The 23,824-nt window shown below is 62.8% G+C and carries 25 protein-coding genes; 22 read left to right on the forward strand and 3 right to left on the reverse strand.

The genetic code is table 11. From position 1 onward, the window contains the following. Window positions 1-40: 40 nt before the first annotated feature. Window positions 41-670 (reverse strand): TetR/AcrR family transcriptional regulator, encoded by a 630-nt coding sequence (locus tag ACS4RR_RS01665; RefSeq protein WP_456189620.1) that lies wholly within the window; start codon window positions 668-670, stop codon window positions 41-43. A gap of 35 nt (window positions 671-705) precedes the next feature. Between ACS4RR_RS01665 and ACS4RR_RS01670 the strand changes: the two genes are divergently transcribed. The 7 genes from ACS4RR_RS01670 (at window position 706) to ACS4RR_RS01700 (ending at window position 7,461) form a co-directional block, all read left to right on the forward strand. Continuing rightward, window positions 706-1,278 (forward strand): isochorismatase family protein, encoded by a 573-nt coding sequence (locus ACS4RR_RS01670; RefSeq protein ID WP_260297515.1) that lies wholly within the window; start codon window positions 706-708, stop codon window positions 1,276-1,278. 123 nt (window positions 1,279-1,401) lie between these two features. After that, window positions 1,402-2,478, forward strand: coding sequence for a penicillin-insensitive murein endopeptidase (mepA, locus tag ACS4RR_RS01675; RefSeq protein ID WP_456189621.1), 1,077 nt, complete (start codon window positions 1,402-1,404; stop codon window positions 2,476-2,478). Window positions 2,479-2,606: 128 nt separating this feature from the next. Beyond that, on the forward strand, window positions 2,607-2,987 hold the full coding sequence (locus tag ACS4RR_RS01680) for a methylglyoxal synthase (protein WP_260297513.1): 381 nt from the start codon (window positions 2,607-2,609) through the stop codon (window positions 2,985-2,987). Window positions 2,988-3,004: 17 nt separating this feature from the next. Beyond that, window positions 3,005-4,030, forward strand: a complete 1,026-nt coding sequence (locus ACS4RR_RS01685; protein ID WP_260297512.1) for a glucokinase — start codon at window positions 3,005-3,007, stop codon at window positions 4,028-4,030. A gap of 146 nt (window positions 4,031-4,176) precedes the next feature. Next, entirely contained in the window at window positions 4,177-5,964 is a 1,788-nt protein-coding gene (locus ACS4RR_RS01690) for an ABC transporter ATP-binding protein (protein ID WP_260297511.1), read from the forward strand. A gap of 15 nt (window positions 5,965-5,979) precedes the next feature. Next, window positions 5,980-6,804: a 4-hydroxy-tetrahydrodipicolinate reductase gene (dapB, locus tag ACS4RR_RS01695; protein WP_260297510.1), complete on the forward strand. Its 825-nt coding sequence runs from the start codon at window positions 5,980-5,982 to the stop codon at window positions 6,802-6,804. Between the two features lie 21 nt (window positions 6,805-6,825). Next, complete coding sequence (locus tag ACS4RR_RS01700; protein WP_017966507.1) at window positions 6,826-7,461, forward strand: 2,3-bisphosphoglycerate-dependent phosphoglycerate mutase; 636 nt, start codon at window positions 6,826-6,828, stop codon at window positions 7,459-7,461. A gap of 144 nt (window positions 7,462-7,605) precedes the next feature. Here ACS4RR_RS01700 and phnF read toward each other — a convergent pair whose 3' ends face one another. Next, complete coding sequence (gene phnF, locus ACS4RR_RS01705; protein WP_017966506.1) at window positions 7,606-8,343, reverse strand: phosphonate metabolism transcriptional regulator PhnF; 738 nt, start codon at window positions 8,341-8,343, stop codon at window positions 7,606-7,608. A gap of 117 nt (window positions 8,344-8,460) precedes the next feature. On the opposite strand from phnF, the gene phnG reads away from it, so the two are divergent. The 15 genes from phnG to ACS4RR_RS01780 all read left to right on the forward strand — a co-directional run bounded on the left by phnG (window position 8,461) and on the right by ACS4RR_RS01780 (window position 21,188). After that, on the forward strand, window positions 8,461-8,937 hold the full coding sequence (phnG, locus tag ACS4RR_RS01710; protein ID WP_017966505.1) for a phosphonate C-P lyase system protein PhnG: 477 nt from the start codon (window positions 8,461-8,463) through the stop codon (window positions 8,935-8,937). Next, window positions 8,937-9,545 carry a phosphonate C-P lyase system protein PhnH gene (phnH, locus tag ACS4RR_RS01715; protein ID WP_456189622.1) on the forward strand — a complete coding sequence of 203 codons (609 nt, stop codon included), beginning with the start codon at window positions 8,937-8,939 and terminating at the stop codon, window positions 9,543-9,545. The genes phnG and phnH overlap by 1 nt, the downstream gene beginning before the upstream one ends. 4 nt (window positions 9,546-9,549) lie before the next feature. Then, window positions 9,550-10,656 carry a carbon-phosphorus lyase complex subunit gene (locus ACS4RR_RS01720; protein WP_456189623.1) on the forward strand — a complete coding sequence of 369 codons (1,107 nt, stop codon included), beginning with the start codon at window positions 9,550-9,552 and terminating at the stop codon, window positions 10,654-10,656. Continuing rightward, the gene (locus tag ACS4RR_RS01725; RefSeq protein WP_064653503.1) at window positions 10,653-11,528 is read left to right on the forward strand and encodes an alpha-D-ribose 1-methylphosphonate 5-phosphate C-P-lyase PhnJ; all 876 of its coding nucleotides are present in this window, start codon (window positions 10,653-10,655) and stop codon (window positions 11,526-11,528) included. The genes ACS4RR_RS01720 and ACS4RR_RS01725 overlap by 4 nt, the downstream gene beginning before the upstream one ends. Next, the gene (gene phnK, locus ACS4RR_RS01730) at window positions 11,525-12,301 is read left to right on the forward strand and encodes a phosphonate C-P lyase system protein PhnK (protein ID WP_456189624.1); all 777 of its coding nucleotides are present in this window, start codon (window positions 11,525-11,527) and stop codon (window positions 12,299-12,301) included. Before ACS4RR_RS01725 ends, phnK begins: the two co-directional genes overlap by 4 nt. A 26-nt stretch (window positions 12,302-12,327) precedes the next feature. Beyond that, window positions 12,328-13,035: a phosphonate C-P lyase system protein PhnL gene (gene phnL, locus ACS4RR_RS01735; protein WP_170262462.1), complete on the forward strand. Its 708-nt coding sequence runs from the start codon at window positions 12,328-12,330 to the stop codon at window positions 13,033-13,035. Further along, the gene (locus ACS4RR_RS01740) at window positions 13,032-13,649 is read left to right on the forward strand and encodes a DapH/DapD/GlmU-related protein (RefSeq protein WP_162115562.1); all 618 of its coding nucleotides are present in this window, start codon (window positions 13,032-13,034) and stop codon (window positions 13,647-13,649) included. The genes phnL and ACS4RR_RS01740 overlap by 4 nt, the downstream gene beginning before the upstream one ends. A gap of 118 nt (window positions 13,650-13,767) precedes the next feature. Continuing rightward, a complete protein-coding gene (phnC, locus tag ACS4RR_RS01745) occupies window positions 13,768-14,613 on the forward strand; it encodes a phosphonate ABC transporter ATP-binding protein (protein ID WP_456190175.1) in 846 nt (281 codons plus the stop codon). 84 nt (window positions 14,614-14,697) lie between these two features. Beyond that, entirely contained in the window at window positions 14,698-15,603 is a 906-nt protein-coding gene (phnD, locus tag ACS4RR_RS01750; protein ID WP_017966497.1) for a phosphonate ABC transporter substrate-binding protein, read from the forward strand. 169 nt (window positions 15,604-15,772) lie between these two features. Further along, window positions 15,773-16,732 (forward strand): phosphonate ABC transporter, permease protein PhnE, encoded by a 960-nt coding sequence (phnE, locus tag ACS4RR_RS01755; RefSeq protein WP_456189625.1) that lies wholly within the window; start codon window positions 15,773-15,775, stop codon window positions 16,730-16,732. A 7-nt stretch (window positions 16,733-16,739) separates the two neighbouring features. Then, the gene (phnE, locus tag ACS4RR_RS01760; RefSeq protein WP_456189626.1) at window positions 16,740-18,083 is read left to right on the forward strand and encodes a phosphonate ABC transporter, permease protein PhnE; all 1,344 of its coding nucleotides are present in this window, start codon (window positions 16,740-16,742) and stop codon (window positions 18,081-18,083) included. A 140-nt stretch (window positions 18,084-18,223) separates the two neighbouring features. After that, the gene (locus ACS4RR_RS01765; protein WP_260297500.1) at window positions 18,224-18,919 is read left to right on the forward strand and encodes a DUF1045 domain-containing protein; all 696 of its coding nucleotides are present in this window, start codon (window positions 18,224-18,226) and stop codon (window positions 18,917-18,919) included. Between the two features lie 13 nt (window positions 18,920-18,932). Further along, window positions 18,933-20,072: an alpha-D-ribose 1-methylphosphonate 5-triphosphate diphosphatase gene (locus ACS4RR_RS01770; RefSeq protein ID WP_260297499.1), complete on the forward strand. Its 1,140-nt coding sequence runs from the start codon at window positions 18,933-18,935 to the stop codon at window positions 20,070-20,072. After that, window positions 20,069-20,665, forward strand: a complete 597-nt coding sequence (gene phnN / locus ACS4RR_RS01775) for a phosphonate metabolism protein/1,5-bisphosphokinase (PRPP-forming) PhnN (protein WP_456189627.1) — start codon at window positions 20,069-20,071, stop codon at window positions 20,663-20,665. The genes ACS4RR_RS01770 and phnN overlap by 4 nt, the downstream gene beginning before the upstream one ends. A gap of 19 nt (window positions 20,666-20,684) precedes the next feature. Beyond that, the gene (locus ACS4RR_RS01780; protein WP_456189628.1) at window positions 20,685-21,188 is read left to right on the forward strand and encodes a GrpB family protein; all 504 of its coding nucleotides are present in this window, start codon (window positions 20,685-20,687) and stop codon (window positions 21,186-21,188) included. A 37-nt stretch (window positions 21,189-21,225) separates the two neighbouring features. Here the strand turns inward: ACS4RR_RS01780 and ACS4RR_RS01785 are convergent, their stop codons facing one another. Beyond that, the gene (locus tag ACS4RR_RS01785) at window positions 21,226-23,568 is read right to left on the reverse strand and encodes a DNA translocase FtsK (RefSeq protein ID WP_456189629.1); all 2,343 of its coding nucleotides are present in this window, start codon (window positions 23,566-23,568) and stop codon (window positions 21,226-21,228) included. Between the last annotated feature and the right edge of the window lie 256 nt (window positions 23,569-23,824).

The following is a 23,824-nucleotide window of genomic DNA, read 5'->3' on the forward strand; positions in this document are numbered from 1 at the left end:
TTTTGCCGGGCGCGCCAAATTTTGACCCATCGGGTCCGTGTCAAGGCGCCGCCTCTTCGAGCCGCCTTCGCAACATGCGGCGCAACTCTGTTACAAGGCGCGGGTCGCCGGCGCTGTCGGGATCATAGGCGGCGGCAACGACGATGCGCAGAAGCTCCAATATGAGGGCCGCAAGCAGATCGACATCGGGCTCCACCGAAGGGTTGGCCTTTTTCAGCAAGGCGACGATGCTTGCCCGCATTTCGGCGCGCGAGCGTGCCTTGCGTTCCTTGGGAATGTCGCGTCTGGCCGCCAGAACAGGAAATTCCGGGAAATCCTCGATGTAGCGTCCGAGCCGCGTGAAGACCACATCGCCGATCTCGGCTGCAGTCCTTCCCGCGGATTCGTCCTCGAGCGCGGCCAATGCCGCATTGAAATGCTGCAGCCGGTCGATATGCAGCGCCTCGGCAAGAAGCAGCTTCGTCGGGAAGAACTGATAGAGCGAGCCGATAGAAGAGTTGGCGGCGGCGGCGATCTCGGTCATCGTCGCGGCATCGTAGCCCTTTTCGAGGAAGACCTTTGCCGCGGCTTCGAGCAGGACGGCTACGCGCTCATGGCCGCGCTGGCGCTTCGGGACACGGGTCTGCGGCTCGGGGCTTGATTTTTGTGAGGTATCCCTCATATTACTCATTGTGAGGATATCCTCATATTTTATGGAGCCCTTTCATGCCGCTTTACGATCCCAAAACCACCGCGCTCATTTCCATCGATCTGCAAGGCCTCGTCCTTGGCCGGGCGCTGGCGCCCCATTCCGGCCAGCAGGTGGTCGAAAATACCGCCGCCATCGCCACCAGCCTGAAGGCGGCCGGCGGAACGATCATCCTCGTCACCGTCGGATTCTCCCCGGACTATGCCGATGCTGTCAACCAACCGGCCGATGAGACGCTGCACTTTCCGGAAGGCGGCCTGCCGGCCGCTGCCCTTGCCGTGCCGCCGGAGATTGCGGCCCTTACCGCCGATGTCCATATCGTCAAGCATCACTGGAGCGCCTTCTACGGCACCGAGATGGATCTGCAGCTGCGCCGCCGCGGTATCAGGACGGTGATTCTTGCCGGCGTCGCCACCAATTTCGGCGTCGAATCGACCATACGCGATGCCTTCGCGCATAACTATGCCGTCATCGCCGCCGAGGATGCGATGACCAGCTTTGCGCCTGAAATGCATGATTTTTCCTGCCGGTATATCCTGCCGCGGCTGGCGCGCATCCGGAAAACCGCGGAGGTCGTCACCAATAGCTGAGCCGCTGCGGCGATCCGTCACCGCCTTCTTCTCCCACCGCCAGCCAAATCATCGATTCACCAAAATCGCTTTTCACGATAGGTTCGATCGCAAATCACTTCGGCAGCGCTTCAAGGGAACAGTATGGCTTTCGGCTTCACTCAGGCTTTCAGGACATTCGGCAAACTGACGCTTGCCGGCGCAATCGGCGCGAGCCTTGCCGCCGGTGACGTCGGCGCGGAGCAGAAGACGCCGAGTCCGGGCAGTGCCAAGGGGCAGTTCGGCGCCGTCAGCCTGCCGACGCAGGGACCGGCGCAGCCGATCGGCTTTTACGCGAAGGGCTGCATGACGGGTGCGGTGGCGCTGCCGACCGACGGGCCGACCTGGGAGGCGATGCGGCTGTCGCGCAATCGCCGCTGGGGCAATCCGGCCACGATCGCGCTATTGGAACGATTTTCACAGGACGCCGCCAGACATGCCGGCTGGCCGGGCATTCTCGTCGGCGACATCGCCCAGCCGCGCGGCGGACCGATGCCCAGCGGTCATGCCTCCCACCAGATCGGCCTCGATGCGGACATCTGGTTCACGCCGATGCCCGCGCGCCGGATGACGGCCGAGGAGCGCGAGGATCTTCCCTTCACCTCGATGCTGGAGAAGAACAAGTTTCTGACGATCGATCCCAAGGTCTGGACGGAATCGCACGCGCGGCTGTTGATGCTGGCCGCGAGCTATCCCCAAGTGGAGCGGATTTTCGTCAATCCGGCGATCAAGAAGAAGATGTGCGACACCTGGACGGGCGACCGCACCAATCTCGGCAAGCTCCGGCCGGAATACGGCCACGACTCGCATTTCCACATGCGCATCAAGTGCCCGCCCGGTGCTGCGGGATGTACACCGCAGGCCCCCGTCGCTGCCGGCGACGGCTGCGACAAGTCGCTCGCCTGGTGGTTCACGCCGGCGCCCTGGGCACCGCCGAAACCGCCGAAGCCCGGCGCCAAGCCGCCGAAGCCGCCGCGCGAGATGATGGTCTCCGACCTGCCGAAAGCTTGCGCCGCCGTGCTCGATGCTGCTTCCGTGGCCTCGATGCAGGCCGCCACCTATGGCGGAGCTTCCGCCGCAAGCGTGCTGGCCGCCGCTCCGGCCGCAGCGCCCGCCACCGACGCCGATGGCGCTTTACCCGATGTCGGCCCGGTTCCGAACGACAAGCCGGCGATACAATGATCCAGGTTCTGGGATCCCGCCCTGAGACCAAACCCGCGGACGGAGACCCGGGGTGCGCTGCCTTTCAAATCGCAAACTCTTGGTATAGAAGCGGTCAAATCGATTGAATTGTTCGGGCGGAGGGGTTGATGGCCGGCGGCAAATGCCTTGCATTGATTGCGCATGACCAGAAGAAGGACGACATGGCGGATTTCGCCCGCGCCAACAGGGACATTCTCTCCCGTTGGAAGATCGTCGCCACCGGCACCACTGGCGGGCGCGTGCTCGACGCCGCCCCCGACCTCCACGTCACCAGGTTGAAAAGCGGACCGCTCGGCGGCGACCAGCAGATCGGCGCGCTGATTTCGACCGGCGAGGTCGGCGCCCTGATTTTCTTCGTCGACCCTTTGACGCCGATGCCGCACGATGTCGACGTGAAGGCATTGATGCGGCTGGCGATCGTTTACGATATTCCGATGGCGCTCAATCACGCGACCGCTATAAAACTTCTTCCGACACTTAAAGCCTGATCAGCACGGAACCGGCCATGCCAAAACCGAACAACAGCACCGCTCCGCTGCCTTTCCCGATCCTGATCGGCGATATCGGCGGCACAAATGCCCGCTTCTCCATCCTCACCGATGCCTATGCCGAGCCGAAACAGTTCCCGAACGTGCGCACGGCGGATTTCGCCACGATCGACGAAGCGATCCAGCACGGCGTTCTCGACAAGACCGCCGTGCGGCCGCGCTCGGCGATCCTCGCCGTCGCCGGCCCGATCAACGACGACGAGATCCCGCTGACCAATTGCGACTGGGTGGTGCGGCCAAAGACGATGATCGAGGGCCTCGGCATGGAGGATGTGCTCGTCGTCAACGATTTCGAGGCGCAGGCGCTGGCAATCGCCGCGCTTTCGGATGAAAACCGCGAACGCATCGGCGACGCCACCGGCGACATGATCGCCTCCCGCGTCGTGCTCGGACCGGGCACCGGCCTCGGCGTCGGCGGGCTCGTGCATGCCCAGCACAGCTGGATCCCGGTTCCCGGCGAAGGCGGCCATGTCGATCTCGGGCCGCGCAGCAAGCGCGACTATGAAATCTTCCCGCATATCGAGACGATCGAAGGCCGCGTTTCGGCCGAGCAGATCCTCTGCGGGCGCGGCCTCGTCAATCTCTACCATGCCATCTGCATTGTCGACGGCATCCAGCCGACGATGAAGGATCCCGCCGACATCACTTCGCACGCGCTTGCCGGCAGCGACAAGGCAGCCATAGAGACCATCTCGCTGTTTGCCACCTATCTCGGCCGCGTGGCGGGCGACATGGCGATGGTGTTCATGGCGCGCGGCGGCGTCTATCTCTCCGGCGGCATCTCGCAGAAGATCATCCCGGCGCTGAAGAAGCCGGAATTCCGGATTGCCTTCGAGGACAAGGCGCCGCATACGGCGCTGCTTCGCACCATCCCGACCTATGTGGTGACACATCCGCTGGCAGCGCTTGCCGGGCTTTCCTCCTATGCGCGCATGCCGGCGAATTTCGGCGTCTCGACAGAAGGCCGCCGCTGGCGGCGTTAAGCCTGGCGCGCAAAGAAATACAGCGTTCTTGGCGCGTCCTGGCGGACGCGCGGCGCTCTAGCCAAACCAGTCCCAACTCTTTATAGACCCCGGCAAAAGTGCGCGTCGTCATCGCGGGGCGCTTGGTCCGAGACAGGAAACCCTATTTGGAAGCGGCGGAAAGCAGAACGCAGGGCGTCAGCAGCGATACCGTAACCGGCATCCTGAAGCGCATCATCGCTGAAAACGGCCGCGATCATCTGTGGGGCTATGTCTTTGCGATCGCCTGCCTCATCGTGGTGGCGGTTTCGACGGCGTTCACCGCCTGGATCATGCGGGCGATCATCGACGAGGCCTTCGCCAATCGCCGCGCCGACGTCGTCTGGATCATCTGTCTTTCGATCTTCATCGCCTTCGTGCTGCGCGGCTTTGCGAGCTACGGTCAGGCGGTGGCGCTTTCCAAGGTCGGCAACGATATCGTCGCCCGCTACCAGCGCCGGCTCTATGCGCATCTGATGACGCTTTCAGTCGGCTTCTTCAGCGAGGCGCGCTCTGCCCATATCGCTGCGCAGGTGAGCCAAAACGTCAGCGGCATTCGCGACGTGCTCAACCTGACGATCACCTCGACAGTGCGCGACCTGCTGACCTTCGTTTCGCTGCTCGCCGTGATGATCCTCCAGGATCCGCTGCTCAGCCTTGCGGTGTTCATCATGGCGCCGCCGCTGCTTTATGCACTGCGTTATGTTTCCAAGCGGCTGCGCTCGGCGACCCGCGAGGCCGTGCATCTGAACAGCCACGTTCTCGGCGCCATGCAGGAGACGATCCAGGGCATCGCCATCGTGAAAGCCTTCACGATGGAAGAAGAGCTGGAGCGCAAGGTCAACAAGCTCATCAAAGGCGCCGAAAGCCGGGCGAACCGGATTGCCCGGCTTTCCGAGCGCACCTCTCCTCTGACGGAAAGTTTCGCGGGCTTTGCCGTCGCCAGCGTGCTTGCCTATGCCGCCTACCGCTCGATCTACTTCAATGTGCCACCCGGCGCCTTCTTCTCCTTCGTCACGGCGCTGCTGCTTGCCTATGACCCGGCCCGCCGGCTTGCCCGCCTGCAGGTGCAGATGGAGCGCGCCGTCGTCAATGCGCGGATGATCTATGAATTGCTCGACATGGAACCGCGCCAGCGCGACCTGCCGGATGCCCGGCCGCTGACGGTGACGCAGGCAAGAATCGAATTCCGCAATGTGTCCTTCGCTTACGGCAATGAGAGCGTGCTCAGCGGCGTCAGTTTCACCGCCGAGGGCGGTGCGACCACAGCACTTGTCGGGCCCTCCGGCGCCGGCAAATCCACCGTCATCAGCCTCATTCCGCGCTTCTACGATCCGCGCGAGGGCGAAATTCTGATCGACGGGCAGGATATCGCCCACATCACCAAGAAGTCGCTGCGCCAGCAGCTCGCCTATGTCTCGCAGCAGCCCTATCTGTTCGAGGGCACGATCCGCGACAATATCCGCTATGGCCGGCCGGAAGCGACCGATGCCGAGGTGGAAGAGGCGGCGCGGCTTGCCTATGCGCATGATTTCATCTCAGCACAGCCGCAAGGTTACGAGACGCCGGTCGGCGAAAACGGCGTGACGCTTTCCGGCGGCCAGCGCCAGCGGCTATCGATCGCGCGCGCCCTGGTGCGCAATGCGCCGATCCTGCTTCTCGACGAGGCGACCTCGGCCCTCGACACCGAATCCGAAGCCGCCGTGCAGAAGGCGCTCGACGAAGCGATGAGCGGACGCACCGTCGTCGTCATCGCCCATCGGCTGTCGACCGTGGTGCGCGCCGACAAGATCGTCGTCATGCAGCAGGGCCGTGTCGTCGAGGAAGGCAATCACGAGACGCTTGCGAAGGTCAGCGACGGTCTTTACGCTCGCCTCAACAACCTGCAGAGGCCTTCGGCCTCCGATTCAAACTGACCTGGTGAGACTGATATGAGCGATGCTGCGATGAAACTGGTGGTGGTTGGCGCAGCCGGACGCATGGGTCAAACGCTGATCCGGCTCATCCATTCCATCGAAGGTGTCACGCTGCATGCCGCGGTCGAGCGTGCCGGCTCGCCCTTCGTCGGCAAGGATGCCGGCGAGATCGCCGGTCTCGGCCCGACAGGGGTCATCATCGGCGACGATCCGCTCAACGCTTTTCTCGACGCCGAAGGCGTGCTCGACTTTACCTCGCCTGCTGCAACAGTGGAATTCGCAGGCCTCGCCGCGCAGGCCCGCATCGTCCATGTCATCGGCACGACGGGCTGTTCGGACGACGACAATGCGAGGACCGCCGCCGCCGCCCGCCATGCCCGCATCGTCAAGTCGGGCAATATGAGCCTCGGGGTCAATCTGCTCAGCGTGCTCGCAGAGCAGGCAGCACGTGCGCTCGATCCTGATGATTGGGACATCGAGATCCTGGAAATGCACCACAAGCACAAGGTAGATGCGCCGTCCGGCACCGCCCTTCTTTTCGGCGAGGCTGCGGCAAAGGGGCGCGGCATCGATCTTGCCGCGAAATCGGTCCGGGTGCGCGACGGCCATACCGGCGCCCGCGAAGCGGGCACGATCGGCTTTGCGACGCTGCGCGGCGGCTCGGTCATCGGCGAGCATTCCGTGCTTTTCGCCGGCGAAGGTGAAATCGTCACCCTGTCGCACAGTGCGGCCGACCGCTCGATCTTTGCGCGCGGCGCCATCAAGGCGGCGCTCTGGGCGCGCGACAAGAAGCCGGGTCTCTATTCCATGCTCGACGTGCTCGGGCTTTCTTCCTCATAACGATACTACGGAGGCATATTCATGAGCGGTACCCTCGTCCTCGTTCGCCACGGCCAGAGTGACTGGAACCTGAAGAATCTCTTCACCGGCTGGAAGGATCCCGATCTGACCGAGCTCGGCATCCAGGAAGCCAATGCCGGCGGGGCGGCGCTCGCCGAATACGGCATCAAATTCGACGTCGCCTACACCTCCGTGCTGGTGCGCGCGCAGCACACGCTGAAGCTCATCCTCGACAAGGTCGGCCAGCCCGATCTCCTGACGATCCGCGACCAGGCGCTGAACGAGCGCGATTACGGCGATCTCTCCGGCCTCAACAAGGATGATGCGCGCGCCAAATGGGGCGAGGAACAGGTGCATATCTGGCGCCGCTCCTATGACGTGCCGCCGCCCGGCGGTGAAAGCCTGCGCGACACCGGCGCCCGCGTCTGGCCCTACTACCTCACCGAAATTCTGCCGCGCGTGCTCAGAGGCGAGAAGGTGCTGGTTGCCGCGCACGGCAATTCGCTGCGCTCGCTGGTGATGGTGCTCGACAAGCTCACCCGCGAAGGCGTGCTCGCCCTCAACCTCGCGACCGGCGTGCCGATGGTCTACAAGCTGAAGGCGGATTCCACCGTCGCTTCCAAGGAAGTGCTCGGCGACATGTCGGGCGCGCATTAATCTTGGCTGATCTTTCCCCGCTTCTTAGACCATTTCCGTTTTTCTACGAATCACGGAGATGCTCTATCTCTTTGTTTTCACGCAATTCCGGACGCAAAACCGCTACGCACTTTTGCTGGAATTGCTCTAGGCGGGGAAAGGCGCTCAATTCTCGATGGTGAACTGTACCCGGTCGGCCGCGAAGCGGCTGATCGAATATTGCACCGGCACACCCTCAAGATCGGTATTCATCGCCTTGGCGATCAGCAGGATCGCGCCGGGGGTGAGTTCGAGGTCGGCCATGTCGGCCGCACTCGCATGGGCGGCCGTCACTTCGGTCGTCGCCCGGACATAATCCGGCAGGCCGAGTTCAGCGAAAGCCTTGGTAATCGATTCTCCCGTCCGGTAGGCCTCACCGATACCGGCAAAGCGCTTGGCGGGAAACCAGCTCGTCGCCCTTGAAACCGGCCGCTTGTCCGCCTGACGCAATGTTTCCAGGCGGATCACCTCTTCTCCCGGCTTCAGGCCCAGCCAGCGGGCAATCTCGGCACTCGCTTCTTCCTTCGCCTCATCGAGCAGAAGGCCCCGCATTTCACGCGCCTGATCGCCAATGCCGGCGGTGAAGCGCGTGCGCCGCGTGATCGGGAAATTCAGCCGCTCCTTGCGCTCAATCAGCGTGCCGCGACCTTGTACTGCACGGACGATACCCTCCTGCGCCAATGCCGCCAGCGCGCTGCGCACCGTATGCCGGTTGACGCCGAATTGCAGCGCCAGCATGGTTTCCGGCGGCACCATTCCCGTTTCGTCATAGGCTCCCGTGCTGATCGCCTCCCGAATCCGATCGGCGATCTGGCGCCAGAGCGCCACGCCGGTTTGCCTTTGCACCTGCTTCAATCCCGCCATTCCGCCCCTGCTCGTCCATTTAACTCTAGATGTCACACGCTTGTCACGACATCGATTTAGAGCTAAGTATATCTTGTATGGTTGTCTATATCAATAGACATTTTAAGGGAAGCGGCGATGATATCAGCGGACAGGACAGACGCTGCGTCACAGACGGCATCCGGGCGCAAACGCGCCGCCGATCTGCTGGCGCGCGCGGAGCGCAGCGAACTCCAGGCGGTCTTCGATGCGCTGCCGGAAAAGCCTGTGGCCCATCCGGTGCGCGGACCGGAAACCGGGCTGGTGATGGTGCGCGGACGCATCGGCGGCGGCGGCGCTCCTTTCAACCTGGGAGAAGTGACTGTGACGCGAGCGACCGTCCGGCTTGGCTCCGGCTCGGTCGGCCATGCCCAGGCGCTCGGCACCGACCGCGAGAAGGCCAGGCTTGCCGCGATCTTCGACGCGCTCTGGCAGGAGGAGGCGACGAAGGACTTCGTCGAACAGGCCCTGCTTTTACCGATCACAGAGCGGATCGCCGATGCCGAACGCCGCAAGGCGGACGAGACGGCGGCAACCCGCGTCGATTTCTTCACCATGGTGCGGGGAGACAACTGATGGGCCTGAAGACAGAAGCTTTGACCGGCGGCTTTGCCGAGCCGGTCTTCCATGCCCAAAGCGTCTTCAAGATGCTGATGGACGGCATGGCCCGCCCCGGCACGATCCAGACCGCTCAGCCGGATGTCGCTCCGCCGGCACCGCTCGGCATCGCCGCCGGCACGATCGCGCTGACGCTTTGCGACCACGACACATCAGTCTGGCTTTCCCAGGGACTGGCGAGATCCGCCGTGCCGGAGTGGCTCGGCTTCCATACCGGCGCACCGTTGACCACCGAAAAAGCCGAGGCGCGCTTTGCCTTCACCGAGGCCGGCACCGCGCTTTCCTCCTTCGGCCTCTTTGCATCAGGCACGCAGGAATATCCCGACCGCTCGACGACCCTCATCATCGAACTCGCCAATCTCGAGGGTGGCCGCAGGCTGGCGCTGATGGGTCCCGGCATCCAGAGCATGACGGAGATCGCGCCGATCGGCCTGCCGGAGACCTTCCTGCGGCTCTGGACCGAGAACCGCGCGCTCTTTCCGCGCGGCGTCGACATCGTGCTGACCGCGGGCAAGCGTTTCCTCTGCCTGCCGCGCACCACCAAGATCACAGCAACGGAGATCTGAGCTCATGTATGTTGCCGTCAAGGGTGGCGAGACCGCCATCGCCAATGCCCACCGCCTGCTCGCCGACCGCCGCCGCGGCGACCGTTCGCTGCCGGCGATCGGCATCGAACAGATCGTGGCGCAGCTGGCGCTCGCCATCGACCGCGTCATGGCCGAGGCTTCGCTTTTCGACCGCACACTCGCAGCCCTCGCCATTCGCCAATCGCGCGGTGACCTGATCGAGGCGATCTTTCTGCTGCGCGCTTACCGCACGACGCTGCCACGTTTCGGCTATTCCAGGCCGCTCGACACGGCTGATATGACGATCGAACGCCGCATCTCGGCGACCTACAAGGATCTGCCGGGCGGCCAGCTTCTTGGGGCCACCTTCGACTATACCCATCGGCTGCTCGATCCCTCGCTGCTTTCGGACGAGGCGGTGGAGACGCCCGCTCAGCGCGCGGCCGAGACCGGCCGTGTCATGCGCGTCTCCGAGATCCTCGGCGAGGAAGGCCTGATCGAGGCCGACGGCGACATGCCGGAAGATCACGAGATCGGCGACCTGACCCGCGAACCGATGGAATTCCCGATGACCCGGGATCTCCGCCTGCAGGCGCTTGCCCGCGGCGACGAGGGCTTCCTGCTGGCGCTCGGTTATTCGACCCAGCGCGGCTATGGCCGCAACCACCCCTTCACCGGTGAAATCCGCATCGGCGACGTCGAGGTGGAATTCGACGTGCCGGAACTCGGTTTCGCCGTCTCGCTCGGCACGATCCAGATCACCGAATGCCAGATGGTCAACCAGTTCAAGGGGTCGGCCAAGGCGCCGCCGCAATTTACCCGCGGCTACGGCCTAGTCTTCGGCCAGAGCGAGCGCAAGGCGATGGCGATGTCGCTGGTCGACCGTGCGCTTCGCGCCGAAGAGCTCGGCGAGGATATCACCGCACCGGCACAGGACGAGGAATTCGTCATCTCGCACTCCGACAACGTCCAGGCGACGGGCTTCGTCGAGCATCTGAAGCTTCCGCATTATGTGGACTTCCAGGCCGAACTCGATCTCGTCCGCCGCATGCGCCGCGAATTCGAAGCCGCCCGCAACGGTGGCGAAGCCATGAAGGAAGCCGCCGAATGACCGATCTGGCCAGCTACAACTTCGCCTATCTCGACGAACAGACCAAGCGGATGATCCGCCGCGCCATCCTGAAGGCAATCGCCATTCCGGGTTACCAGGTGCCCTTCGCCTCGCGCGAAATGCCGATGCCCTATGGCTGGGGCACCGGCGGCGTGCAGGTGACGGCCTCGATCATCGGACCTGATGACGTGCTGAAGGTCATCGACCAGGGCGCCGACGACACGACCAACGCCGTTTCCATCCGCGCCTTCTTCCAGAAGGTCGCCAATGTCGCGGTGACGACGCATACAAAGGATGCAACGATCATCCAGACGCGCCACCGCATTCCCGAGGAAAAACTTGGGGTCGGGCAGGTGCTCGTCTACCAGGTGCCGATCCCCGAGCCGCTGCGCTTCCTCGAGCCGCGCGAGACCGAAACGCGCAAGATGCATGCGCTCGAAGAATACGGCCTCATGCATGTGAAGCTCTACGAGGACATCGCCCATAACGGCCGCATCTCCAGGACCTACGCCTATCCGGTGAAGGTCCACGGCCGCTATGTCATGGACCCGTCGCCGACGCCGAAATTCGACAATCCGAAGATGCATATGTCGGACGCGCTGCAGCTCTTCGGCGCCGGACGCGAGAAACGCATCTATGCGGTTCCGCCTTATACCGACGTCGTCAGCCTGGATTTCGAGGATTACCCCTTCGATATCCAGCGCTTCGACAGGCCCTGCGCCCTTTGCGGTGCGGAAGATGTCTATCTCGACGAGGTGGTTCTCGACGACAAGGGCGGGCGGATGTTCGTCTGCTCCGACACCGATCATTGCGAAGACCGCCGCGCGCACGGACATGCCGGCGAGATGCTGGCCCGGGAGGCTGCAGAATGAGCGATACTCCGCTTCTCAAAGTCCACGACGTTTCGAAATTCTACGGCAACCGCATCGGCTGCCGCGACGTCTCCTTCGAGCTCTGGCCCGGCGAAGTGCTCGCCATCGTCGGTGAATCCGGCTCCGGCAAGACGACGCTGCTCAACTGCCTCTCCACCCGGCTGATGCCGAGCACCGGCAGCGTCGAATATCACATGCGCGACGGCAGCTACCGCGACCTCTATCGTATGAACGAGGCCGAGCGGCGCTTCCTGATGCGCACCGACTGGGGCTTCGTGCACCAGAACCCGGCCGACGGCCTTCGCATGACCGTTTCTGCCGGCGCCAATGTCGGTGAACGGCTGATGGCGATCGGCGACCGGCATTACGGCAAGATCCGCGCCTCGGCAATCGACTGGCTCGAACGCGTCGAGATCGACGCCGACCGCATCGACGACCAGCCGCGGGCCTTTTCCGGCGGCATGCGGCAGCGATTGCAGATCGCCCGCAACCTCGTCACCGGCCCACGGCTCGTCTTCATGGATGAACCCACAGGCGGACTCGACGTCTCGGTGCAGGCGCGCCTGCTCGATCTCGTGCGCGGCCTCGTCAACGACCTCGGCCTCTCGGCCATCATCGTCACCCACGATCTCGCCGTCGCACGCCTGCTCTCGCACCGGATGATGGTGATGAAGGACGGCTACGTCATCGAACACGGGCTGACCGACCGCGTGCTCGACGACCCGCGCGAACCCTACACGCAGCTGCTCGTCTCCTCGATCCTGCAGGTCTGAGGCCCGAAACCAAGGAAGAAGAAATTATGGCAACGCCCCTCGTCGTTTCCGAAGTCTCGAAGAGCTTCACCATGCATCTGCGCGACGGCATCAAGCTGCCCGTCGTCTCCGATGTCGCCTTCTCGGTCGCATCGGGCGAATGTGTCGTGCTCGGCGGCCCATCGGGCATCGGCAAGAGCTCGCTGCTCAAGATGATCTACGGCAATTATGCCGTCGACACCGGCCAGATCCTCATCCGCCACGACGGACGCATCGTCGATCTCGCCTCCACCGATCCGCGCACCGTGCTCAACGTCCGCCGCAATACGCTCGGCTATGTCAGCCAGTTCCTGCGCACCGTGCCGCGCGTCGCGGCGATCGACGTGGTTGCCGAACCGCTGGTGGCACGCGGCGAGGACGCCGCCACGGCGCGGGAAAAGGCGGGCGCCCTGCTGGCCAGGCTCAATCTGCCGGAAACGCTCTGGCAGCTTCCGCCCGCCACCTTCTCCGGCGGCGAGCAGCAACGCGTCAACATCGCGCGCGGCTTCATCACCGAGCATACGATCCTGCTTCTCGACGAACCCACAGCCTCGCTCGATGCCAGGAACCGTGCCGTCGTCGTCGGCATGATCGCGGAAAAGAAAACGGCGGGTGTGGCCCTTCTCGGCATCTTCCACGACGAGGAAGTGCGCGAAGCCGTCGCCGACCGCATTCTCGACGTCCAGCAGTTCTCACCCGGAAAGATCGCTGCATGAGCCGCAAGCTTGATATCGAGCCCTATTTTCATGAGACGGCATCCGTCAGCGATTCCACCTTCGGGCGCTATACCGAGGTCTCGGAACGCTGCCGCATCAGCGAGGCCACGTTCGGCGACTATTCCTACATCATGCAGGATGGCTCCGTCTGGTGTGCGACGATCGGCAAGTTCGTCAATATCGCCGCCGCCGTGCGCATCAATGCCACCAACCATCCGACCTGGCGCGCGACACTGCATCATTTCACCTATCGCGCCGCCGACTACTGGCCGGACGGCGACATGGAGACGGACTTCTTCGCCTGGCGTCGCGCAAACCGGGTGACCATCGGCAACGATGTCTGGATCGGCCACGGCGCGACCATTCTGCCCGGCGTCAACGTCGGCAACGGCGCGGTGATCGGAGCCGGCGCCGTCGTGTCGAAGGACGTCGCACCCTATACGATCGTCGGCGGCGTGCCGGCCAAGCTCATCCGCGAGCGCTTTCCAAGAGAGGTCGGCGAACGGATGGACAGGCTTTCCTGGTGGGACTGGGAGCATGACCGGCTGCGCCAGGCGCTCCAGGATTTCCGCAACCTAGACGCGGAAGATTTCCTGTGCCGCTACGGCGGTTAAAACCCCCGATATAGGGGCGAAGAATTGTGACAGGACTTACACAAATATGACATGTGAGGTTCATCAAGCGGGACTAATGCGATGCTGATCAAGGCCTGGATCGCAAGGGAAGAGCATGATGTTCGAGCTGAAGAATGTCACACGTCGTTTCGGAAAAAAGCTCGCTGTCGATTCCGTCACGCTCGCCATTCCCCAAGGCCAGATGGTCGGCATCATCGGCCGCTCCGGCGCCGGCAAGTCGACGCTGCTGCGCATGATCAACCGCCTGCAGGAGCCGAGCTCCGGCTCCGTTCATTTCGCCGGCGTCGAGGTCTCCGGGCTTCGCGGCCAGGCGCTGCGCAACTGGCAGCGCGACTGCGCGATGATCTTCCAGCAGTTCAACCTGGTGCCACGCCTCGACGTTCTCACCAATGTCATGCTCGGCCGCCTCAATCACCGCTCGACGCTTATGAGCCTGCTCAACATCTTCACCCGCGAGGAACGCGTGCATGCCATCGCAGCACTCGAGCGCCTCGGCATCGAGCAGACGGCGCTGCAGGCAGCCGGCACGCTTTCCGGCGGCCAGCAGCAGCGCGTGGCGATCGCCCGCGCGCTGATGCAGAACCCGAAAATGGTGCTTGCCGACGAACCGATCGCCTCGCTCGATCCGTTGAACGCCAAGATCGTCATGGATGCGCTGCGCGATATCAACGAGCGCGAGGGCATCACCGTCATCACCAACCTTCATACGCTCGACACCGCCCGCAACTATTGTGAGCGCATCGTCGGCATGGCCGGCGGCCGCGTCGTCTTCGAGGGCAAGCCCTCGGAGCTGACCGCCGCAGCGGTGAAGGAAATCTACGGGACGGACAGGGACGGCGCCGGCATCGACGAAACGGTGACCTCGACATCGATCAATACAGCCCCCGAGCGGGCAGACAATCAATCCGCCGGCACCCAACCGCTGGCGCTGGCCGGCCTTTGAGAGGCAGCCGCGATCGAGCGCCCGCGTCAAGGGCACACTTCTTCGTAACGGGAAGGCCGGAGACACCGGTCAATAGGAGAGAACATGTTGAAGAAAGCACTCTTTGCGGCAACGGCGCTCTTCGCGCTCGCCGGCGCTGCCCATGCTGCAGACCTCAAGGAATTCCGCATCGGCATCCTCGGCGGCGAAAACGAAACCGACCGCCTGCGCAACTATGCCTGCCTTGCCGACCACCTGAAGCAGGAATTCGGCTTCGAGAAGGTTTCGCTCTTCCCGGCCGCCGACTATGACGGCGTGATCCAGGGTCTGCTCGGCGGCACGCTCGACTTCGCCGAACTCGGCGCCTCCGGCTACGCAGCCGTCTACATCAAGGATCCAAAGGCTGTCACGCCGATCCTGACGACGCAGCAGAAGGACGGCTCGACGGGTTACCACTCGATCGGCCTCGCTCTGAAATCATCGGGCATCAAGACCATCCAGGACGCCAAGGGCAAGAAGCTCGGCTACGCCGACCCGGATTCCACCTCCGGCTACCTCGTTCCGCTGACGCAGATCCCGAAGGACACGGGCATGCCGAACGATAAGTTCTTCGCTTCGACCCAGTTCAACGGCGGCCACGAGAACAATCTTCTCGCCGCCTATGACGGTAAGGTCGACGTCGCCGTCGACGATAGCTCGGGCATCGGCGATTTCAAGGACGGCTACACCTCCGGCACCTTCCGCAAGGAAGTCGACAAGGGCGCCGTCGATCCGAACAAGCTGGTCGAAGTATGGCGTTCGCCGCTGATTCCGAACGGCCCGCTCGTCGTTCGCAACGCTCTCGGCGAAGAATGGCAGACGAAGCTTGCAGCCTTCTTCACGGCTCTGCCGGAAAAGGATCACAAGTGCTTCGCGGCTATCGAAGGCGGCGATTACAAGGGCTACTCGCCCGTCAAGCACGACTTCTACAACACTGTCGTTGAAGTCCGCAAAGCTGCCATCGGCGGCTGATCGGCCTCTTGAATGCGGGGCGGCCGGAAACGGCCGCCCTTTATCTTTGACTACAGCGCCGCGCGTCTTAGACGCGCAAAGGACGCTGTAGCACTTTGAATTGCTGCATAATTCTATCCTCAAATCGATTCCGATTTGAGGAGAGAATTATGAAGTAGGCGAGGCGTTGATGACTATTGCCGATACACAGCCGCACATGCAGAGCACGAAGGAGATCGGCACCGCCTGGGAGCGGATGGTCGCCAAGCGCCGCTTCTACACCGTTCTCGGCCTGGTTATCCTGATTGCGGCTTTCGTTAGCTCCGTCCGCTTCGCCGACGAGAGCAATGCCGGCCATTTCTTCGACCGCCTGCCGCATCTCTTCGACTTCCTGAGCTGGCTCATCCCCAAGGATTGGCACGATGTCTGGCGCGCGCTGTTCGACATAGCGAGCGTCAACGACAAGGGCGGCGAGGAATTCAATTTCGACAAAGGCCGCGTCTATGTCTGGGGCGCCTTCTACATTCCCGAATATTTCGAGCTGATGATCGTCACCATCAACGTGGCGCTGATCTCGACGATCATCGCCTTCGTCATTGCCGTTCCCTTGAGCTTCTTTGCCGCGCGCAACCTGACGAATTCATGGCCGTTGCGCATCTTCACCAAGCGGCTGATGGAGTTCCTGCGCGCCTTCCCTGAAATCGTCATTGCCGGGCTGTTTTCGGCGATCCTGTCGATCGGGCCGGTCGCCGCCATCATCGCCATCACCCTGCACACGATCGGCGCGCTCGGCAAACTCTTCTACGAAGTGGCCGAAAATATCGACATGAAGCCTCACGAGGGCATGAAGGCCGTCGGCGCCAACTGGTGGGAACGCGTGCGCTTTGCCGCCCTGCCGCAAGTGCTGCCGAATTTCACCTCCTATGCGCTGCTGCGCCTCGAGGTCAATGTGCGTGCCTCGACCATCATCGGCGCCGTCGGCGGCGGTGGCATCGGCGAGGAGCTGAAGCTTTCGATCTCGCGCGGTTTCGGCGCCAAGACCATGGCGCTCGTTCTGCTGCTGTTCGTGACGATCGTCGCCGTCGACCAGTTCTCCGCATGGCTGCGCCGCCGTCTTGTCGGTGAACACGCCTTCCTCCTGCAACATTGAGGCCGCCATGACGGTGATCGACGCAAACCGCATGCACGAGATAGAAACCCGCTACCCCGAATATTTCCACCGATCGCTCCGCCAGCGTTTCGGCGGGCTGATGATCCTCATCGCAACGCTGCTCTACAGCCTCTATGCCGTCTGGTTCTTCGACCTGCCCAAGCTCTTCGCCGAGGCCCATTGGGAGCGCGTCGGCATCTATCTCAGCCAATGGGTGAGCTACGACGTCCAGCCGGAATTCCGCATTGGGGACGACGGCTCGATCGACATTCGTTATCCGCGTTTCTCGCCGCTCGGCGACAATCCGCATCCGGACTGGCTGGTCAACAACCCCGACGGCAGCATCACCGTTTCGATCAGCGGCACCAGCCGCACCGTCACCGTCTCGAAGAGCGAGACAATCGTCACCGCGCATGGCGTCAGCGTCCCGGTGGACGTTTCGAGCGGTGCGCCCGAGGTCGTCGGGCCGGTGCCCGGCTGGATAACGGTCTATGACGACAACGTGCTGGCCGATCTCGGCTTTGCCGGCAATGTCAGCATCTCCGTCGACCGGGTGAAGATCCGCAAACGTTTCATCGGCTGGGCAAATTTCATCTTCGACACGCAATCATCCTTCTTCGACAAGCCGGTCGGCGAGGTCGTCAGCCTCATCGTCTCCGGCCCCCGCATCAAACCCGACCAATCCAATCTGTCGCTCGCCTTCGACGACATCTGGAACAACAGCGAATGGCAGCACGGTGACGTCTGGACCAAGCTTTTCCAGACGATCGTCATGGCTTTCCTCGGCACGCTGCTCGGCGCGCTTACCGCCTTTCCGCTGGCCTTCCTGGCAGCCCGCAACATTACGCCGAACCGCCTGCTGAACCAGGTCCTGAAGCGCTTCTTCGATTTCCTGCGCTCGGTCGACATGCTGATCTGGGCGCTGTTCCTGACGCGCGCCTTCGGGCCCGGACCGCTTGCCGGCAGCGGCGCGATCTTCCTCACCGAGACCGGCACGCTCGGCAAGCTCTATTCCGAAGGCCTCGAGAATATCGACAACAAGCCGCGGGAAGGCGTCAAATCAACAGGCGCGCAGACCGTGCTCGTTCATCGTTACGGCATTATGCCGCAGATCGTTCCCGTCTTCGTCAGCCAGACGCTCTACCAATGGGAATCGAACGTGCGCGGCGCGACCATCATCGGCGCCGTCGGCGCCGGGGGAATCGGCCTCAAGCTGTGGGAGGCGATGCGCACCAACGCCAATTGGGAAAACGTCGCCTACATGGTCATTCTGATCCTGATCGTCGTCTTCATTTTCGACACCGCCTCAAATGCGTTGCGCCACCGGCTGATGGGCACGAAAGCCCACTGATCCGTCCGTCAAAGCAGTGGCGGCGCTGCCGCTATCATCATTCTGTCACGGAAATCTTTTAGCCGGGAGCCTGCTTGCGGTTCGCCGTCAAATCACTGCACAGTGCCCTCCCCGTTTGGACGATCTCCAGGATAAAAGCCTTGCGCTACGCTCTCTATTTCTCGCCGCCGAAGGATGATCCCCTGACCGGCGCGGCCTCGCTCTGGCTCGGTCGCAATGCTTTCACCGGCGAGACTTATCCGGCACCGGAATATGAGCAACTGAGTGCGGCAGAGCAATTCGAGCTGACCGCCGACCCGCGCCGCTACGGCTTTCACGCCACGATCAAGGCGCCCTTTTCGCTCGCCTCTTCGGTCACCGAGAAGGATCTCATGACCGTCGCCGAGGATTTTGCTAAGCGCACGCAAGCCTTCGAGATTCCTGAACTCGTGCTCGGCCAGCTCGGCCGTTTTTTTGCTCTCGTTCCCGGTTCTGTTCATCAACCTCTTCAGGATTTCGCCGCGAAGGTGGTAAGGTCGTTCGAACCGTTTCGCGCAGCGCTTTCCGAGGCCGATATGGCGCGGCGCAGTCCGGAGAAGCTCAGCGACAGCCAGCGTGCCCATCTGCAGCGCTGGGGTTATCCTTACGTCATGGAGGATTTCGGCTTTCACATGACGCTGACCGGCCAGGTGCCCGAGACACGCGCCGAGGTGATGAAAGCGATTCTGACCGAGCGTTTTGCCGGTTTCACCGGCCGGCCGCTTTCGATTTCCGGCCTTGCCGTCTTCATCGAAGAGACGCGCGGTGCCCCGTTCAAAATTCATTCCTGGCTGCCGCTTGCCGGCGCCAAAAGCTGAAAGACCTGACGCCATGAGCAAAGAGACCGTGTTTTCCAACGCCCGCATCGTTCTCGAGGACGACATCCTCTCGGGCTCGATCCTCATCCGCGACGGGAAGATCGCCGACATCTCCGGGGGCAACTCGGTAGCCGGCGAAGATTTCGAAGGCGACTACGTCATTCCCGGTCTCGTCGAGCTGCACACCGATCATCTCGAAGGCCACTATCAGCCGCGCCCCGGCATTCGCTGGAACAAGATAGCGGCCATCCAGGCGCATGACGCCCAGATCGTCACCTCAGGCATTACCACGGTGTTCGACTGCCTGCGCATGGGTGCGGACGAGGACGGTGGCTTCGAACATGGCGAGATGCGCGAGATGGCCGACGCCATCCAGTCGGCGGAGACGGAAGGCAGGCTGCGTGCCGAGCACCTCATCCATTTGCGCTGCGAGGTCTCGGCCGACAATGTCCTCGAACATTTCGCCGATTTCGAAAACGACCGGCATGTGCGGCTCGTCTCGCTGATGGATCATGCGCCCGGCCAGCGTCAGTTTCAGACGATGGATCAATATATCTTCTACTACCAGAAGAAGCGGGGCCTGAGCGACGAGGCCTTCGCCCATTTCGTCGCCAAGCGCCAGGCAGAATCGGCGCGCAATTCGACGCCGCACCGCAACGCCATCGCCAAGGTCTGCGCCGAGCGCGGCATTACCGTGGCAAGCCATGACGATGCGACGCTCTCGCATGTCGACGAGGCGATCGACAACGGCGTGCGCCTGGCCGAATTCCCGACCAGCTTCGATGCCGCCCGGGCGTCGCACGGACATGGCATGAGCGTACTGATGGGCGCGCCGAACATCGTGCGCGGCAAATCCCATTCCGGCAACATCGCCGCCCGCGACCTTGCCGAGATGGGCGTGCTCGACGTGCTTTCCTCCGACTACGTGCCGCTCAGCCTGCTGCATGCGCCGTTCATCCTCGCCGATGAGGTGAAGAGCATCAGCCTGCCGAAGGCGATCGCCATGGTGACGTCGACGCCCGCCCGCACCGTCAGCCTCGATGATCGCGGACGGATCGCGACGGGGCTGCGCGCCGATCTCGTCCGCGTTCATCGTTCGCATGGTGTGCCGGTGACACGCTCGGTCTGGCGCCAAGGACGCCGTGTCGCATGATGTCACACGAACCCCACGCGGGAGCCGGAGCCGAGCGCGGCATCATGGTCGTCGTCGTCGGCCCGAGCGGTGCCGGCAAGGACACGCTGATGAACCTCGCGGCTCGGCGTTTCAAGGGCCGCGACGATGTGCATTTCGTCCGCCGCGTCATCACCCGTCAACGTGACGCCGGCGGCGAAGATCATCTTTCCGTCTCCCTCCAAGGTTTTGCCGCCATGGAGCAATCAGGCTCCTTCGCCGTCTGGTGGGAAGCGCACGGGCTGAAATACGGCATTCCGGCCGAAGTTTCGGTAGCGCTGTCGAAAGGCCACGTCGTCGTCGCAAACGGCTCGCGCTCGGCGCTTCATCGCTTCCAGGCCGCCTTCCCGCGTCTGAAAGTCATCAACGTCACCGCCCGCCCCGAAGTGCTCGCCGGCCGGCTGGAGGCGCGCGGCCGCGAGACGCATGAGGATATCATGGCCCGGCTTGCCCGCGGACCGCTGACGGTGCGCGGCGAATACGACGTGACGGAGCTCGACAATAGCGGCTCGCTCGAAGAGGCCGAGCAGAAGATGATCGAGATCCTGGACGGGTTGCTGACCAAGACGCACTGAACAGATCGAGAGGAAGGGCATGCGCGCCATCAAGGTGGTCGACTACGATCCTTCCTGGCCGCGGCTCTTTGCCGAGATCAGCACCGAGGTCTCCGCCTTGCTCGGCGACCGCCTGCTTTCCATCGACCATATCGGCAGCACCTCCGTGCCTGGCCTGGCGGCCAAGGCGAAGATCGACCTTGCTGCCGTGATGATATCCGACGCCTTCCTGCCGGCGGCGATCGAGGTGGTGCGCGCTGCCGATTTCGTCTTCCACGGTGACACAGGAGAGCAACGATGGGCCTTCACCCGTGATCATGAAGGTCATGGTTTCAAGCTCTATCTTTGCGGACCCGATAATCGCTCACATCGGGAGCGCATTCTGTTTCGCGATTATCTCCGGGATCATCCCGAGAGGGCCAAAGCCTATGCCGAGCTGAAACGCCGGCTGGCTGCGGAGGCAGGCGGCGATTGGGATTTTTACACCGGCGGAAAGACCGAGTTTGTCAGCGAGACGGTTCGGCTGGCTGCCTTGAGGACATGAAATGGAGTGCGCGCCCTGCACTCCATGCCACTATCGATTAATCGCTGTCGCCCCGTCCCGAGACGATCTCGCGCTTGCCGACGTGATTGGCCGGACCGACCAGACCTTCTTTTTCCATGCGTTCCACCAACGAAGCAGCGCGGTTATAGCCGATGCCAAGGCGGCGCTGGATGTAGGAGGTCGAGCATTTCTTGTCGCGCATGACGACCTTGACCGCCTGCTCGTAGAGTTCGTTGCCATCCTCCGAGGCCATGGCGCTCTTGTCGAAGACGGCGCCAGCTTCTTCCTCCTCCGTCTCGTCCTCCTCGTCGGCGGTGACGGTATCGAGATATTCGGGGCGACCCTGAGTCTTTAGATGGGCAACGACCTTTTCGACCTCGACATCCGAGACGAAGGGGCCGTGAACGCGGGAAATCCGCCCGCCGCCCTGCATGTGCAGCATGTCTCCCTGACCGAGCAGCTGTTCAGCACCCTGTTCACCGAGAATGGTGCGGCTGTCGATCTTCGAGGTCACCTGGAAGGAAATGCGGGTCGGGAAGTTCGCCTTGATCGTGCCGGTGATGACGTCGACTGACGGACGCTGTGTCGCCATGATCAGATGGATGCCGGCAGCGCGCGCCATCTGGGCGAGGCGTTGGATCGCGCCTTCGATGTCCTTGCCGGCGACCATCATCAGGTCGGCCATCTCATCGACGATGACGACGATATAGGGCATCGGCGTCAGGTCCAGCGCCTGGCTTTCCTCGATCGGAGTGCCGGTGCCCTTGTCGAAGCCGACCTGGACCATGACATGGATGGTCTCGCCCTTTTCACGGGCCTGGGCGACGCGGTCGTTGTAACCGTCGATGTTGCGGACACCGAGGCGCGACATCTTGCGATAGCGCTCTTCCATTTCGCGCACGGCCCATTTCAGCGCCATAACCGCCTTCTTCGGATCGGTGACGACGGGCGTCAGCAGATGCGGGATGCCGTCATAGACGGAGAGTTCGAGCATCTTCGGGTCGACCATGATCAGGCGGCACTGTTCCGGCGTCATGCGGTAGAGCAGAGACAGGATCATCGTATTGATGGCGACCGACTTGCCGGAACCGGTGGTGCCGGCGACAAGCAGATGTGGCATCTTCGCGAGCTCGGCGATGACAGGCTCGCCGCCGATGGTCTTGCCGAGGCCGAGCGCCAGCTTGTAGCCGCTCTTCTCGAAATCCTGGCTTTCGATCATCTCGCGGAAATAGACGGTCTCACGTGTCACATTCGGCAATTCGATGCCGATGACGTTACGGCCGGGGACGACGGCGACACGGGCCGAGAGCGCCGACATCGAGCGGGCGATATCGTCGGCAAGACCGATGACGCGCGAGGATTTCACGCCCGGCGCCGGCTCGAATTCATAGAGGGTGACGACAGGACCGGGACGGACATGGATGATCTCGCCCTTGATGCCGAAATCTTCCAGCACGCTTTCCAGAAGCCCGGCATTCTGCTCCAGCGTCTCCTGCGACATGATCTCGCCGAGGCGTTCCGGCGGTTCCTGCAGAAGGGCGCGCGGCGGGAATTCATAGCCGGATGCGTCGATCCTTTCGGGCCTCGCAACTAGGCGCGGCGACGGCAGAACCGCGGCGACAGGCGGCGTGCGTTGCGGCGCCGGCGCGGCCGGGGGTGCTGATGCAATTTGAGGGGCTGGCGCGACCCGAGAGGTTGCTACCGCCTGAGGTGCCAGTACGACCGGCGCCTCGACAGCAATACGCCTCGGCCTTTCCAGGGGTGGGGCGGCCGGAAGGCGCACGGCCACCTTTGCGGAGACCGCGGCGGGCGGAAGGGCTGGGCGGGAGACGACGGGAGCAGGGGCCGGCCGGCCGGGGCGCCATTCCATGATCCGGAACAGCGACGTGATCGACTCGGGCGAGGTCTCGGTCTTCGGGAACGAGATCAAGGAAGCCGCGCGCACCGGCGCCTCTTCGAAGGCCATGACTTCCCAGAAGGCGAAATCGGAAATGGACGAAAGCTCGGCGCTGGCGCGGAAGGCGGGCGCGCCGGGCTCGTCAGGCAAAGGTGACTGCTGCAATTCGATCCTTTGCGGTGCTGCGGAAATTTCGTCCGGCTCCGGCAGATAAATATCGAACGGTACGTCGACGGCAACCGGCTCTATCCGTATCGCCTGCTGTCCAATCTGCGAATCATCGCGAACGGGCTCATTCGGGGCGCGCCGCTTGCTGATCAGCGTTTCCGGTGTGCGGGTGAAACGGACATTCGGCGCGAGGGAAAAGTTGCTCTGCCAGATGGGCGCCGCCGGCTTCTCCCCTGGGTTTTCCTCCGGAAGGTCCGTTTCAATCTCGCTGGAAAAATCTCCGGCATCCGTCAAATTGGTTCTGGGAAAACGCATGCGTCCACTACTCACTCATGCTTTGCAAATTACGACCCTACCGGGATAGAAAAGGAAGGTTAATAAGTTCCTTCCTGCCGTATCGTACCGATACGACTCCCGGAGATAAATCTCTGCACTTTCAATGAGTTCTGGCAGTGAGAAAAATCTTTGCCGATTTTGCCGAGGCGCTCTGAAGCGCGTCGCAATCTTTCAGATCGCTCCTGGGGCTTTAGGCTTCATTTCCACGCATGTCGTTGCCGCAAAACCGCCGCAC

This window comes from Rhizobium zaerense, assembly GCF_051810725.1.
Classification (GTDB): domain Bacteria; phylum Pseudomonadota; class Alphaproteobacteria; order Rhizobiales; family Rhizobiaceae; genus Rhizobium; species Rhizobium leguminosarum_I.

Excerpts from the sequence above, each read along its gene's own strand:
- ACS4RR_RS01780 (WP_456189628.1), top strand. The coding sequence starts at position 20,685 with ATGCGCGCCATCAAGGTGGTCGACTACGATCCTTCCTGGCCGCGGCTC.
- mepA (WP_456189621.1), top strand. The coding sequence starts at position 1,402 with ATGGCTTTCGGCTTCACTCAGGCTTTCAGGACATTCGGCAAACTGACG.
- phnE (WP_456189626.1), top strand. The coding sequence starts at position 16,740 with ATGACGGTGATCGACGCAAACCGCATGCACGAGATAGAAACCCGCTAC.
- phnF (WP_017966506.1), bottom strand. The coding sequence starts at position 8,343 with ATGGCGGGATTGAAGCAGGTGCAAAGGCAAACCGGCGTGGCGCTCTGG.
- ACS4RR_RS01700 (WP_017966507.1), top strand. The coding sequence starts at position 6,826 with ATGAGCGGTACCCTCGTCCTCGTTCGCCACGGCCAGAGTGACTGGAAC.
- ACS4RR_RS01770 (WP_260297499.1), top strand. The coding sequence starts at position 18,933 with ATGAGCAAAGAGACCGTGTTTTCCAACGCCCGCATCGTTCTCGAGGAC.
- phnK (WP_456189624.1), top strand. The coding sequence starts at position 11,525 with ATGAGCGATACTCCGCTTCTCAAAGTCCACGACGTTTCGAAATTCTAC.
- phnE (WP_456189625.1), top strand. The coding sequence starts at position 15,773 with ATGACTATTGCCGATACACAGCCGCACATGCAGAGCACGAAGGAGATC.
- phnL (WP_170262462.1), top strand. The coding sequence starts at position 12,328 with ATGGCAACGCCCCTCGTCGTTTCCGAAGTCTCGAAGAGCTTCACCATG.
- ACS4RR_RS01685 (WP_260297512.1), top strand. The coding sequence starts at position 3,005 with ATGCCAAAACCGAACAACAGCACCGCTCCGCTGCCTTTCCCGATCCTG.
- phnN (WP_456189627.1), top strand. The coding sequence starts at position 20,069 with ATGATGTCACACGAACCCCACGCGGGAGCCGGAGCCGAGCGCGGCATC.
- ACS4RR_RS01670 (WP_260297515.1), top strand. The coding sequence starts at position 706 with ATGCCGCTTTACGATCCCAAAACCACCGCGCTCATTTCCATCGATCTG.
- phnD (WP_017966497.1), top strand. The coding sequence starts at position 14,698 with ATGTTGAAGAAAGCACTCTTTGCGGCAACGGCGCTCTTCGCGCTCGCC.
- ACS4RR_RS01665 (WP_456189620.1), bottom strand. The coding sequence starts at position 670 with ATGAGTAATATGAGGGATACCTCACAAAAATCAAGCCCCGAGCCGCAG.
- ACS4RR_RS01740 (WP_162115562.1), top strand. The coding sequence starts at position 13,032 with ATGAGCCGCAAGCTTGATATCGAGCCCTATTTTCATGAGACGGCATCC.
- ACS4RR_RS01785 (WP_456189629.1), bottom strand. The coding sequence starts at position 23,568 with ATGCGTTTTCCCAGAACCAATTTGACGGATGCCGGAGATTTTTCCAGC.
- ACS4RR_RS01720 (WP_456189623.1), top strand. The coding sequence starts at position 9,550 with ATGTATGTTGCCGTCAAGGGTGGCGAGACCGCCATCGCCAATGCCCAC.
- ACS4RR_RS01680 (WP_260297513.1), top strand. The coding sequence starts at position 2,607 with ATGGCCGGCGGCAAATGCCTTGCATTGATTGCGCATGACCAGAAGAAG.
- phnG (WP_017966505.1), top strand. The coding sequence starts at position 8,461 with ATGATATCAGCGGACAGGACAGACGCTGCGTCACAGACGGCATCCGGG.
- dapB (WP_260297510.1), top strand. The coding sequence starts at position 5,980 with ATGAGCGATGCTGCGATGAAACTGGTGGTGGTTGGCGCAGCCGGACGC.
- phnC (WP_456190175.1), top strand. The coding sequence starts at position 13,768 with ATGTTCGAGCTGAAGAATGTCACACGTCGTTTCGGAAAAAAGCTCGCT.
- phnH (WP_456189622.1), top strand. The coding sequence starts at position 8,937 with ATGGGCCTGAAGACAGAAGCTTTGACCGGCGGCTTTGCCGAGCCGGTC.
- ACS4RR_RS01725 (WP_064653503.1), top strand. The coding sequence starts at position 10,653 with ATGACCGATCTGGCCAGCTACAACTTCGCCTATCTCGACGAACAGACC.